Source organism: Pseudomonas sp. FeN3W (genome assembly GCA_030263805.2).
GTDB classification, from domain to species: Bacteria; Pseudomonadota; Gammaproteobacteria; order Pseudomonadales; family Pseudomonadaceae; genus Stutzerimonas; species Stutzerimonas stutzeri_G.
The window spans coordinates 2045279-2058291 of sequence record CP136010.1; the positions used below are offsets into that span (position 1 = coordinate 2045279).

11 protein-coding genes and 3 pseudogenes are annotated in these 13013 nt (G+C 62.2%); 3 read left to right on the plus strand and 11 right to left on the minus strand.

The features are described 5' to 3' along the window. Window positions 1-9: 9 nt before the first annotated feature. The gene (locus P5704_009820) at window positions 10-1488 is read right to left on the minus strand and encodes an AAA family ATPase (protein WOF80747.1); all 1479 of its coding nucleotides are present in this window, start codon (window positions 1486-1488) and stop codon (window positions 10-12) included. Window positions 1489-1566: 78 nt separating this feature from the next. Here P5704_009820 and P5704_009825 point away from each other — a divergent pair, with 78 nt between their 5' ends. Together P5704_009825 and coq7 are read left to right on the plus strand one after the other, a co-directional pair. Continuing rightward, window positions 1567-1908 (plus strand): histidine triad nucleotide-binding protein, encoded by a 342-nt coding sequence (locus tag P5704_009825; protein ID WOF80748.1) that lies wholly within the window; start codon window positions 1567-1569, stop codon window positions 1906-1908. A gap of 64 nt (window positions 1909-1972) precedes the next feature. Continuing rightward, window positions 1973-2620 carry a 2-polyprenyl-3-methyl-6-methoxy-1,4-benzoquinone monooxygenase gene (coq7, locus tag P5704_009830; protein ID WOF80749.1) on the plus strand — a complete coding sequence of 216 codons (648 nt, stop codon included), beginning with the start codon at window positions 1973-1975 and terminating at the stop codon, window positions 2618-2620. A 57-nt stretch (window positions 2621-2677) separates the two neighbouring features. On the opposite strand, the gene speD is transcribed toward coq7, so the two are convergent. Beyond that, window positions 2678-3478 (minus strand): adenosylmethionine decarboxylase, encoded by an 801-nt coding sequence (gene speD / locus P5704_009835; GenBank protein WOF81198.1) that lies wholly within the window; start codon window positions 3476-3478, stop codon window positions 2678-2680. A 205-nt stretch (window positions 3479-3683) separates the two neighbouring features. Next, complete coding sequence (locus tag P5704_009840) at window positions 3684-4106, minus strand: OsmC family protein (GenBank protein WOF80750.1); 423 nt, start codon at window positions 4104-4106, stop codon at window positions 3684-3686. 212 nt (window positions 4107-4318) lie between these two features. Here P5704_009840 and crp point away from each other — a divergent pair. Beyond that, a pseudogene (gene crp / locus P5704_009845) lies at window positions 4319-4962 on the plus strand (cAMP-activated global transcriptional regulator CRP). Between the two features lie 45 nt (window positions 4963-5007). Here the strand turns inward: crp and trpC are convergent. The 8 genes and pseudogenes from trpC to P5704_009885 all read right to left on the minus strand — a co-directional run bounded on the left by trpC (window position 5008) and on the right by P5704_009885 (window position 12926). Beyond that, window positions 5008-5850 (minus strand): indole-3-glycerol phosphate synthase TrpC, encoded by an 843-nt coding sequence (gene trpC / locus P5704_009850; GenBank protein WOF80751.1) that lies wholly within the window; start codon window positions 5848-5850, stop codon window positions 5008-5010. Then, the gene (trpD, locus tag P5704_009855; GenBank protein WOF80752.1) at window positions 5847-6893 is read right to left on the minus strand and encodes an anthranilate phosphoribosyltransferase; all 1047 of its coding nucleotides are present in this window, start codon (window positions 6891-6893) and stop codon (window positions 5847-5849) included. Before trpD ends, trpC begins: the two co-directional genes overlap by 4 nt. Beyond that, entirely contained in the window at window positions 6893-7486 is a 594-nt protein-coding gene (locus tag P5704_009860) for an aminodeoxychorismate/anthranilate synthase component II (GenBank protein ID WOF80753.1), read from the minus strand. The genes trpD and P5704_009860 overlap by 1 nt, the downstream gene beginning before the upstream one ends. A gap of 2 nt (window positions 7487-7488) precedes the next feature. Continuing rightward, complete coding sequence (gene trpE, locus P5704_009865) at window positions 7489-8973, minus strand: anthranilate synthase component I (GenBank protein ID WOF80754.1); 1485 nt, start codon at window positions 8971-8973, stop codon at window positions 7489-7491. A 70-nt stretch (window positions 8974-9043) separates the two neighbouring features. Beyond that, window positions 9044-9854 (minus strand): annotated as a pseudogene (locus P5704_009870) (phosphoglycolate phosphatase). Further along, complete coding sequence (gene rpe / locus P5704_009875) at window positions 9851-10525, minus strand: ribulose-phosphate 3-epimerase (GenBank protein ID WOF80755.1); 675 nt, start codon at window positions 10523-10525, stop codon at window positions 9851-9853. The pseudogene P5704_009870 and the gene rpe overlap by 4 nt, the downstream one beginning before the upstream one ends. A gap of 102 nt (window positions 10526-10627) precedes the next feature. Further along, complete coding sequence (gene gabT, locus P5704_009880) at window positions 10628-11908, minus strand: 4-aminobutyrate--2-oxoglutarate transaminase (protein ID WOF80756.1); 1281 nt, start codon at window positions 11906-11908, stop codon at window positions 10628-10630. A 277-nt stretch (window positions 11909-12185) separates the two neighbouring features. Continuing rightward, window positions 12186-12926 (minus strand): annotated as a pseudogene (locus tag P5704_009885) (transporter substrate-binding domain-containing protein). Between the last annotated feature and the right edge of the window lie 87 nt (window positions 12927-13013).

Sequence of the window (13013 nt, forward strand, 5' to 3'; positions counted from 1 at the left end):
AGCCAACCCTCAATCGGCTTGTACCGTGCGCCCCCTTGCCCACTCCCGCAGTGCGTCGAGGCGCTCGGCCATGACCACCGACAATGGTGATGTTGCGCGAATGCTGTCGAGCAGCATTGCTTGATCGACATGTCGTTGTTGGGCCTGGCCGGCATAGACCGCACTGACCACGACCTGCTCGATCTCGGCGCCGGAGAAACCATCACTGGCTCCGGCCAGTACCATCAGCCCCAGATCATCAGGCTGCAGCTCGCGTCGCGCGAGATGGATGCGGAAGATCTCCGCGCGCGTCGCGAGATCTGGCAAATCCACGAAGAAAAGCTCATCGAATCGCCCCTTGCGCAGCAGCTCTGCAGGCAGCCGATCGATGGCGTTCGCCGTAGCAACCATGAATACCGGCGCGGTACGCTCGGCCATCCATGTCAGCAGCGTGCCCAGTACCCGCTGGCTTACGCCGCCATCCATATCGCCGCTCGCCAAACCTTTTTCGATCTCATCCATCCACAGTACGCAAGGCGCCATCTGTTCCGCGAGGATCAGTGCTTCACGCAAATTACGCTCGGTTTCACCGAAATACTTGTTATACAAGCAGGCGAAATCCAGTCGCAGCAAAGGTAACCCCCACAGACCGGCGACCGCCTTGGCGGCGAGGCTCTTGCCGCCACCTTGCACCCCTACCAGCATCACGCCACGCGGCAGATCATCGCCCTGGCCATCCAGAAACGCGCTCTGCCGCTCCGCCAGCCAACGTTTGAAATTGGCCAGCCCACCCACCTCCGCGAAGCGGGCCGTCTCATATTCGAACCCCAGCACCCCATCGAGATCCAGCAGCTGAAACTTGCTGCGATTGAGCTCGGGAAGATCCTCCTGGGTGATCGCACCGTCATCGCAGATGACATTGCGTGCCAGCGCCCGCGCCTCTGCATGACTCAGGCCGCGCAGATTCTTCACCACCTGCTGCAACGTGCGGTTGTCGGTGCGAACACGAGCACCTCGATTACGCTCGCTCCAGCGGGTGGCTTCCTCGCGGACGATGGCAAGCAGCTCTTCCTCGGCTGGCAGCGAAAGACTGAAACGTGCCGCGTAGCGTTGCACTTCAGGCGGCAGCTTGAGCGCATGCGACACCAGCACGAGGGTCGGCGCCACAGGCGCTTCACGTATCGCAATGTCCTTCAGCAGCCGCACCAGCTTCGGCTCATCGAGAAACGGGTGCAAATCGCAGAAGACGTACAGGTTCGCCCGGGGGTCGTGCTTCACCAGCTTCAGCGCCACCTCCGGCGCGCAGCTTTCCTCACCGCCCTGTAGCTCGCCGCCAAAGGACAGATGGCGCAGCCCCTCGGTCGCTGACCACAGGTAGAGGCCCAACCCCTGCCGCACGGCAAGTCCCGTCAGCGTCTCGAGCACTCTGCGCTCGTCCCAGGACTCGATCAGCACCAACCGTACTCTCGAATCCAGAACCAAACCCAGATCATGAATATCGTTCTTCACATCACCTCCCTGTATAGCCTCACCACGGCTCATATGCCCTGATACACTGTTTGGCCGATGCTCTCCCGGAGAACCGCCATGGATTGTCTGTTTTGCAAGATCGTGGACGGGGAAATTCCCGCACGCAAGCTTTACGAGGACGATCAGATTATCGCCTTCCACGACATCGCGGCTCAGGCCCAGGTGCACTTCCTGGTGATTCCGAAGAAACATATCGCCACCTTGCACGACCTGAGCGAGGAGCACGATAAGGCGCTCGCCGGGCATATCCTCTTGACTGCACAACGCCTGGCCACAGAGCAAGGGTGCCAGGACGGTTTTCGCGTGGTGATGAACTGCAACGACCTAGGCGGGCAGACGGTCAACCATATTCACATGCACGTACTCGGTCAGCGGCAGATGCATTGGCCGCCAGGCTGACAGCCAAGCGCCCAACCTGCAGCCTCATCCACTGCCCGTGGCTCCAACCTGTTCCGGAGGACATATGACCAGCCAACGCCACTACTCCCCAGCCGACCGCTTGCTGATGCAGGCCGATTCGGCACTGCGCACGCTGTTGCCTTTCAGTGGCCAGCCAGCACGCCCGTCGCCAGCCGTACTGAAGAACGAGACCGAACTGAGCGAGAGCGAGACCCGCCACGTTGCCGGCCTGATGCGCATCAACCACACCGGCGAAGTCTGTGCCCAGGCGTTGTACCAGGGCCAGGCCCTGACGGCTCGCCTCCCGCAGGTGCGGCGGGCGATGGAGCAGGCGGCGGATGAGGAAATCGACCACCTGGCCTGGTGTGAACAACGCATCCGCCAGCTGGGCAGCCACACCAGCGTGCTCAATCCGCTTTTCTACGGGCTGTCGTTCGGGATTGGCGCAACGGCTGGCCTGATCAGCGACCGCATCAGTCTGGGCTTCGTCGCTGCCACTGAAGATCAGGTCTGCAAGCACCTGGACGAACATCTGGGCCAGTTGCCGGCAAACGACGACAAATCCCGCGTCATTCTCGAGCAGATGCGTGAGGATGAGCAGCAACACGCCACCGCTGCCATCGAGGCCGGCGGCCTGCGATTTCCAGCCCCGGTCAAGTTCGGCATGAGCCTGGTATCCAAGGTCATGACCAAGGCGACTTACCGCATCTGACGTTTGCCACGAAAAAGGGCGCCGAAGCGCCCTCATCAATGACAATGCCGCTGAACTCTACGCATGACGCGGCATGTTGCGCGCATAGAATATTTCCAGCATCTCGTGACGCAACCGCTTCTCGACCTGCTTGCGCTGCTCCGGAGAAAGGTTGCTGGTCGCATCGCCGAACAGATAATTCTCCAGTTCGAAGTCCTTGAGCAGCATCTTGGTGTGAAACAGATTCTCCTGGTACACATTTACATCGGTCATCTGATAGGCCGAGCGCGTGTCAGCAGACAGATAGTTCTGGATCGAGTTGATTTCGTGATCGATGAAGTGCTTCTTGCCCTCGACATCGCGGGTAAAACCGCGCACGCGATAATCCACGGTAACGATGTCCGAATCGAACTGATGGATCAGATAGTTGAGCGCCTTCAGCGGCGAGATGACGCCGCAGGTTGAAACATCGATATCGACGCGGAACGTGGCAATGCCGTCCACCGGATGTATTTCCGGATAGGTATGCACGGTGATGTGGCTCTTGTCGAGGTGCGCAAGGATGGTTTCGGGCAGCGGGCCAGGCGACTCCTCGATCTGACTGTCAGTTGGCGTCACTGGCTGTTCGGAGATCAGAATCGTCACGCTGGCGCCCTGTGGCTCGTAATCCTGGCGGGCGATGTTGAGTATGTTTGCGCCAATGATGTCTACAACATCGGTCAGAATCTGTGTAAGCCGCTCGGCGTCGTATTCTTCATCGATGTACTGCACATATGCCTGCTGGTCTTCAGGCGTCTCGGCATAGCAGATGTCGTAGATGTTGAAGCTCAAGGTCTTGGTCAGGTTGTTGAACCCGTGAAGCTTGAGTTTGCTTTTCACCATTGGAACCATTCTCTTGTCGGGGCTCATGCTCGTCGGACACCGAAGCATCTGCGCAGGACGGTAAACAACACCTCTTCGCGCCGGTGAAGGCCGTTATTGCTGCGGAATGACCCCGAATCAATCGGGCGGCGCATGATGCAGAGCGGGAGGCTTTTCGAAAGCCTCCAGACCCACTTCTATCGTTGGACGTAGCCGATAGCTGTCAGTCGAGTTCGACAATCTCGTAAGCATGGCTGATCTCGACGCCGGCACGACCAAGCATGATGGAGGCCGAGCAGTACTTCTCCGCCGAAAGCTCGACCGCGCGCTTGACCTGAGCCTCCTTCAGCGAGCGACCCTTGACGACGAAACGCAGGTGAATCTTGGTAAACACCTTTGGGTCTTCGGATGCGCGCTCGGCCTCAACGAAGGCTTCGCAACTATCCACTGCCTGCCGCGACTTTTTCAGGATGGTCACGACATCGAAGTTACTGCAGCCACCCAAGCCAAGTAGCAGCATCTCCATGGGGCGCACGCCGAGGTTACGTCCGCCGTTCTCGGGTGGACCATCCATCACAACGACATGCCCGCTGCCGGACTCGCCAAGGAACATCGCACCGTCGACCCATTGAATGCGCGCTTTCATCGCCAACTCCAATAAAAACAGGGCGGGTAGCTTAGCATGGGCCTTTAAATCGACAGCGTCACATACGCGACTAAAGGTGCGTTGACCCACGCGTTTCGCCTGTCGCAACTTTGCAACTGCTCGGCCTTGGTCTGTTAAGCTCACGAAAGCTGAACGACAGCCACATATAAGAATAATCAGTCTTTATTGAATACTTATCCGGGACCCACAGCATGGTAGCTATCACTCTTACGCCCAAGATAAAGAATATCGACAAGTTGCTCGCGCATTGCCATAGACGGCGGTACACGGCGAAGAGCACGATCATCTACGCAGGCGACCGTTGCGAGTCGCTTTTTTCATCGTCAAAGGCTCGGTCACCATTCTTATCGAGGATGACGACGGGCGCGAGATGATCATCGCCTATTTGAATGCAGGCGACTTCTTCGGAGAGATGGGGCTTTTCGAGAAGGAAGGGGCGGAGAAGGAACGCAGCGCCTGGGTCCGCGCGAAGACCGAATGCGAAGTCGCCGAACTGAGCTATGCGAAGTTTCGCGAGCTGACCCAGCAGGACCCGGACATTCTCTACGCCCTCGGCAGTCAGATGGCCGAGCGCCTGCGCAACACTACACGCAAAGTCGGCGACCTGGCCTTCCTGGACGTTACCGGCCGTGTCGCGCGTACCTTGCTCGACCTGTGCAAACAGCCCGACGCCATGACTCATCCGGACGGCATGCAGATCAAGATCACCCGCCAGGAAATCGGCCGTATTGTCGGCTGCTCCCGCGAGATGGTCGGTCGGGTGCTCAAGAGCCTGGAAGCCCAGGGTCTCGTCTATGTCAAAGGCAAGACCATGGTGGTATTCGGCACTCGCTGATCCTTCAGACCGCTACCTGCCGGCGCGCAATGCGCAGGCAGGCGGTCACTCCGGAGCGGCAGCGACAGGGGCCACGCGACCGCGAGAACGATCAGGGTAGAACAGGCGCTGCAGTTCTACTCCAGGCTGTTCGGCACGCATGAACGCCTCACCCACCAGGAATGCATACACCTGGTTTATCTCCATCAGCTCGACATCGGCACGATTGAAGATCCCGCTCTCGGTCACCACCAGACGATCCTTCGGAATCCGCGGCAGCAGATCCAGCGTGGTTTCCAGATTGACCTCGAAGGTATGCAGGTTACGGTTGTTGATGCCCACCAGCGGTGTTTCCAGACGCAGCGCACGCTCGAGTTCGGCAGCGTCGTGCACCTCTACCAGCACATCCAGCCCCTGCTCCTTGGCCACCGCTGCCAGCTCATGCATACGCGCATCGTCCAGTGCCGCGACGATCAGCAGAATGCAGTCGGCGCCAAGCGCGCGCGCCTCGACCACCTGATACGGGTCGATCATGAAATCCTTGCGGATAACCGGCAGCGAGCAAGCCGCACGCGCCTGCTGCAGATACTCATCGGCGCCCTGAAAGAAATCGATGTCGGTCAATACCGATAGGCAAGCCGCGCCGCCCGCTTCGTAGCTGGCGGCAATCTCGGCGGGCAGGAACGGATCACGAATGACGCCCTTGCTCGGCGATGCCTTCTTCACCTCAGCGATAACCGCAGGTTCCTTGCTGCGTACACGCCGCTCCAACGCGGCAGCGAAGCCACGCACAGGATCGGCAGCCGCGGCACGCTGCTCCAGCTCGCCTAGCCCAACCTGGCGGCGGCGCTGCGCGACCTCCTCGAACTTGCGGGTGATGATTTTCTCCAGCACGGTCGGCACGCTCATTTCTGGTTCTCCTGCTTGAACACCGCGGTGAAGGAGACCAGCTCCTCCAGCTTGTCACGCGCCAAACCGGTGCTAAGGGCATCATGCGCTATCTCGACACCCTGTTTCAGGCTGCTCGCCAGATCGGCTGCGTAGAGCGCAGCGCCAGCGTTGAGCACGATCATGTCGGCAGCCTTCTGCCCGCTTTCGCTCTGCCGACGCCCCAACGCATCACGGATCAACGCCAGCGAACCCTGGGCGTCTTCGACGTTCAGGCCAATCAGACTCTGGCTTTTGATGCCAAAGTCCTCGGGCTGAACGCTGTATTCGCGGATCTCACCATCCTTCAGCTCGGCAATATGCGTCGGCGCGGCCAGGCTGATCTCGTCCAGCCCATCCTGCGCATGGACGACCAGCACATGCTTGCTGCCCAGGCGCGCCAGCACCTCCGCCATGGGCCGGCACAAGGCCTTGCTGAACACGCCAAGCACCTGATGGCGGACGCCGGCCGGGTTCGCCATCGGTCCGAGAATGTTGAACAGCGTGCGCAACCCGAGTTCGCGGCGAGGTCCGGCCGCGTACTTCATGGCGCCATGATGGGCCGGGGCGAACATGAAGCCGACGCCGACCGTATCGACACTGCGCGCCACCTGCTCGGGCGTCAGGTCGAGGAAGACCCCGGCCGCTTCGAGCAGATCGGCGCTGCCGCTCTTGCCGGATACTGCGCGGTTACCGTGCTTGGCGACCTTGCCGCCAGCGGCCGCAACGACGAACGAGGCAGCAGTGGACACGTTGAAGATATTCATCCCGTCGCCACCGGTGCCACAGGTGTCGACCAGCTTGTCCGTATCGAAACGCACCGGAGCGGCCAGCTCGCGCATGACCTGCACGGCGCCGACGATCTCGTCGATGGTTTCGCTCTTCATGCGCATGCCCATGAGGAACGCACCCACCTGCGCATCGGTGCACTGTCCGGTCATGATCTGGCGCATCACCGCCTGCATCTCTTCGGTGGTCAGGTCGAGCTGACCGACGATGCGGTTGAGGGCTTCCTTGATGTCCATCAGCGCACACCTCCGGTCTGCTTCAGAAAATTCGCGAACAGCTCATGGCCCTGTTCGGTGAGGATCGATTCGGGGTGGAACTGCACGCCCTCGATGTTCAGCGTCTTGTGTCGCACGCCCATGATCTCGTCGACCGAACCATCGTCCAGCTGGGTCCAGGCGGTGATTTCCAGGCATTCGGGCAACGTCTCGCGCTTGACCACCAGAGAGTGGTAACGGGTGACGGTCAGCGGATTATTGAGCCCGGCGAACACACCCTGATCCTGGTGAAACACCGGGCTGGTCTTGCCGTGCATGGCCTGACGGGCGCGCACCACATTGCCACCGAAGGCCTGACCGATGCTCTGGTGACCGAGGCAAACGCCGAGAATCGGCAACTTGCCGGCGAAATGACGAATCAGCTCCAGCGACACACCCGCCTCGTTCGGCGTACAAGGGCCCGGCGAGACGACGATCCGCTCCGGATTCAGCGCTTCGATTTCGGCCACGCTCAGTTCGTCGTTGCGCACCACCTTGACGTCGGCACCAAGCTCGCCGAGGTACTGCACGACGTTGTAGGTAAAGGAATCGTAGTTATCCAGCATCAACAGCATGATCAGTTCTCCTCCTGGTCGCGTTCGGCCAGGGCCACCGCGCGGAACATGGCGCGGCGCTTGTTCAGCGTCTCTTCCCATTCGAGCGCCGGCTGCGAGTCGGCGACGATGCCGGCACCGGCCTGCACATGCAGTTCGCCGTCCTTGATCACCGCGGTACGGATGGCGATAGCGGTATCCATGTTGCCGTTCCAGGCGAGATAGCCGACGGCGCCGCCGTAGACACCACGTTTGACCGGCTCCAGCTCATCGATGATTTCCATGGCGCGGATCTTCGGCGCGCCGGACAGAGTGCCGGCCGGCAGGATTGCACGTAGCGCATCCATCGCCGTCAGTGGCGCCTTGAGCTGGCCGGTGACGTTGGAAACGATGTGCATGACATTCGAATAGCGCTCGATGACCATCTTCTCGGTCAGCCGCACCGTGCCGGTCTCGGCGACACGCCCGACATCGTTGCGGCCCAAGTCGATCAGCATCAGGTGTTCGGCCAGCTCCTTGGCATCGCTGAGCAAGTCCTGCTCCAGCGCCAGATCAGCTTCCTCGTTGGCGCCGCGTGGACGCGTGCCGGCGATGGGGCGGACCGTGACCAGGCCTTCCTCGACCCGCACCAGCACTTCCGGCGACGAACCCACCACATGGAAGTCGCCGAAATTGAAGAAGTACATGTAGGGCGTCGGGTTGAAGCAGCGCAGCGCGCGGTAGAGATCGATCGGCGCGGCCTTGAACGGGATCGACATGCGCTGGGAAATCACCACCTGCATGCAGTCGCCAGCGAGGATGTAGTCCTTGATGCGGTTGACCGCCTGCTCGTAATCCTCGCGGCTGAAGCTGGAGCGGAAGGTCGGCTCGGCGCCGTTGCTCTTTTCGAAATCCAGGCCTAGGCGCGGGGTGATCGATTGACGCAGCTTCGCCCGCAGCGCCTGCAGGCGGGCCTGACCTGCCTCGTAGGCTTCCGGCTGCGACGGGTCGACCAGCACGATGCAGTGCAGCTTGCCGGCGAGGTTGTCGAATACCACCACGGCGTCGGAAACCATCAGCAGGATATCCGGTGTGCCCAGTGGATCCGGGTTGGGGCAATTGCCCAGCTTGCGCTCGACATAACGCACGCTGTCGTAGCCGAAATAGCCGACCAGCCCGCCATTGAAGCGCGGCAGGCCTTCGACCGGCGCGACGCGGTAGCGCTGCTGGAAGGATTCGACGAAGGCCAGCGGATCCTCGACCTCGCAGGCCTCGGTCTCGATGCCATCGGTAGTCACGCTGATGCGGTGGCCCTGTATGCGCAGTACGGTGCGACACGGCAGGCCGATGATCGAGTAGCGTCCCCACTTCTCGCCGCCCTGAACGGATTCGAGCAGATAGGAGTTCGGCGCATCGGCCAGTTTCAGGTACAGCGACAGCGGCGTGTCGAAGTCGGCAAGGGTTTCGAACGACAGGGGGATGCGGTTATGGCCTTCGCCGGCCAAACGCAGGAATTCTTCGCGGGTCATGTCAGCCTCGTGGTCTGAGGAGGGTTCGAACGAACAACGGCAAACGCGCCGGCCGGGCCGGCAGGAAAAGTCAGGCGCGCCAGCGCCAACGGGCCAGGGCCTTGATGACTTTCATCCATTGTCTGCGGGTGAGCACCACGAGCTGATCTCTTCGGTGGGTCAAAAAGAGTCCGGCCACACTAGCGCAGCCCCGGAGCCGAAGCAACCAGCTCGCGCAGGTCGTCGAGCACCAGCGCTGGCTGCTCATCGGCTATGGGCTCGCCGTGGTTGTAGCCATAGGTGAGTGCGACACAGCGAACTGTCGCGGCCTTGGCAGCCCGCACGTCGTTGCGCGAGTCACCCACGAACAGCGATTCGCCGGCCGCAACGCCCGCCTTGTCCATCACCCAGAACAACGCCGCCGGATCGGGCTTCTGCTGCGGCAAGGTATCGCCGCCGACCAGCCAATCGAAGTAACCGCCCAGGCCCTTTTCCTCCAGCAGCGGTTCGATGAACTGCGCCGGCTTGTTGGTGATGATCGCCAGCTTCACCTCGCGCTCGCGCAGCCAATCCAGGCATTCACGAACGCCCGGATAGACAGCCGTCAGCCCGTGGCCGCCGGCGTACGCCTGCATGAACAGCGCCAGCGCCTCATCGGCCAGCTCGTCCGCTACACCCTCGTGCTCCAGCCCACCGGCCAATGCGCGGCGCACCAGCACACGCGAGCCATTGCCGACCCAGTCGCGCACCCGTGCGATGCCTGCAGGCTCACGACCGAGCAGCATCAGCATCTTGTCCACCGCAGCGGCCAGATCGGGTACCGAATCCATCAGGGTGCCGTCGAGATCGAACATCACCAGCCGTGGCAGCGTGCCGTCGAACAGTTGTTCCAGGCGCGTCATGGGCGGGCCAGCGCCAGCTCGGCGCGCATCTGGTCGATCACCGCCTTGTAGTCCGGCTGATTGAAGATGGCCGAGCCGGCGACGAAGGTGTCGGCGCCTGCTGCGGCGATCTCGCGGATGTTCTTCGGATTGACGCCGCCATCGATCTCCAAGCGAATTTCGCGGCCGCTGGCATCGATCAGCGCCCGGGCCTCGCGCAGCTTGTCCAGCGTGCCGGAGATGAACTTCTGCCCGCCGAAGCCGGGGTTGACGCTCATCAGCAAGACCATGTCGACCTTGTCCATGACGTACTTGAGCACGTCCAGCGGCGTGGCCGGATTGAACACCAGGCCGGCCTTGGCGCCGCCGTCCTTGATCAGCTGCAGTGAACGATCGATGTGCTCGGAGGCTTCCGGATGGAAGGTGATGTAAGTGGCGCCGGCCTCGAGGAAGTCGCCGATCATGCGGTCCACCGGCTTGACCATCAGGTGCACGTCGATGGGTGCGGTGACGCCGTGCTTGCGCAGGGCCGAGCAGACCATCGGGCCGATGGTCAGGTTGGGTACGTAGTGGTTGTCCATCACGTCGAAATGGACGATGTCGGCGCCGGCGGCCAGCACATTGTCCACTTCCTCGCCCAGGCGGGCGAAATTGGCGGAAAGAATCGAAGGGGCGATGGCGAACGGCTGCATGACGACCTCGGGTAGCACGGCAAGATGCCGCGCATTGTACCCGAGGGGTCAGGGTTGCGGCGCGCCTGACATCCGCCACGGATGCCGGCGCGCCAGGTCGGATCAGGTCAGCTCGTCGAAACACTCGCCGAGGATGGCCAGGCCGCGCTCGAGCAGCTCGTCCTCGACGGTCAGCGGCACCAGCACGCGCAGCACGTTGTAGTAGGTACCGCAGGACAGCAGGATCAGCCCCTTCTCCCGCGCCCGGGCGACGATCTGCGACGTCAGCGCCGCGGCTGGGCGCGCATGGGCGCCGTCCTCGAACAGCTCGATGGCGATCATCGCGCCGAGGCCGCGCACCTCGCCGATCTCCTTGTGCTTGGCCTGGATCGCCTTGAGGCCGGTGGTGAGCTTCTCCGCCACCGCCTTGCAGCGATCGAGCAGATGCTCCTCCTCGAAGATTTCCATGACCGCCAGCGCCGCCGCACAGGACAGCGGGTTGCCAGCGTAGGTGCCGCCAAGGCCGCCGGGCGCGATGGCATCCATGATCTCGGCCTTGCCGCAGACGCCGGCGATCGGGAAGCCACCGCCGACGGATTTGGCGAAAGTGGTCAGGTCGGCGACCACGCCCATCTGCTCCATGGCGAAGAAGGTGCCGGTGCGCCCGGCGCCGGTCTGCACCTCATCGGCGATCAAGAGGATGCCGTGCTCGTCGCAGAGTGCACGCAGGCGGACCATGAAGTCCTTCGGCGCGACATTGAAGCCGCCCTCACCCTGCACCGGCTCGATGATGATCGCGGCGATATCGCGCGGCTCGGCATCGTTCTTGAAGATGCGCTCGATGCTGGCGATCGATTCATCGACGCCGACGCCATGGATCGCGCAGGGGTACAGCGCACGGAAGATGCCGCCCGGCATCAGGCCCATACCCGCCGAATAAGGCGCGACCTTGCCGGTCAGGCCGAGGGTCATCATGGTGCGACCGTGATAGGCGCCGGTGAAGGCGATCACGCCGGCGCGGCCGGTGGCGGCGCGGGCGATCTTCACCGCGTTTTCCACGGCCTCGGAGCCTGTGGTGACCAGCAGGGTCTTCTTGGCGAAATCACCCGGCACCCGCGCGTTGATCTTCTCGCACAGCTCGACATAGGGCTCGTAGGCCAGCACCTGGAAGCAGGTGTGGGTCAACTTGTGCAGCTGGTCTTCCACCGCCTTGACGATCTTCGGGTGCAGGTGACCGGTATTCAGCACGGCGATGCCACCGGCGAAATCGATGAACTCGCGGCCCTCCACATCGACCACGCTGCTGTTCTTGGCGTGGTCGGCAAAGATCGGGTGGATCTGGCCGACGCCACGGGGAACGGCGGCGACACGGCGTTGCATCAGGGATTCGTTGGTCTTGCTCATAAGCTCCTCGGTAGCCGCTCATCGTCGGCACGGGTCGGAAAGAACGCCAGGAAGCGGGCGCGGCAGCATACGATGATCGACTGCCGCGCCATCCAGAGCGTTCGGATTACAGTAAAACTCCGTGCATTATTTTGCACGCCTGATTTAAATGGTCTGGTCAGATGCCGCCCAGGCACAGGTATTTGATTTCCACGTATTCATCCAGGCCGTACTTCGAGCCTTCACGGCCGAGGCCCGACGCCGCTCGGTGATGTCAGCAAGAAATACCACCAGATAATTCCCGCGCCGGAAACTGCCGTATCGCCGCCTCGAGCACGGCGGCGAGTTCGGGACTGTCACGCCGCGAGGCGATACGCAGCAGCTGCGGGTTGCCCAGATCACCGACCACCGCCAGCGAGTCGTACTCCACCTGCTGCGACAAGCGGCCGAACACCGGCTCGTCGATGACGGCATAACTGGCCTTGGCTTCCAGCACCTGACGCAGCGCCTCGGCCTGGCTGGTCGCGGTCAGCACGGTGATATTGGGATAGTTGCTGGCGAGGAATTCGGTGATCGGGCCCGGCCCGACAGCGGAAACCAGTTCGCTCGGGTGCAGGTACTCCAGGTCGATGGCACGCGGACCGCCACGGTCACCGACGAGCAAGCGCGGGATGCGCAGGAAGGGATCGCTGTAGCGCCACAGTCGCAAACCGGCAGGCGTCTGGCGCAACCCCGGCGCCACATCGATGAGGCCTTCGCGCGCGGCCTTCACCAGCGCGTCTTCGTCAGCGAAGCGGCGCCATTGCAGGCGCACGCCGAGGTCGTCCGCCAGATGCGCCATCAGCTGCACATGAAAGCCTGACAGGCGCCGCTGGCGCTGGTCATACTCAGCGTAGGGCGCGCCCATCACCACGCCGACGCGCCACTCGGGATGCCGCTCCAGCCAGGCCCGGCTGTCGTCGTCGAGCGTCACGGCGCCGGCCGCGAACGGCAGCGTCAGGCCAAGTAGAAGCAGGAGGCGCAGGGATAACGCGAGCATATATTCACGCAATTGATGGGCGTGCCGACACGCTGTTGTAATGCATAACCCCTGCCGGCGCCAGCGTGGCGCCGACACCCATAGCGG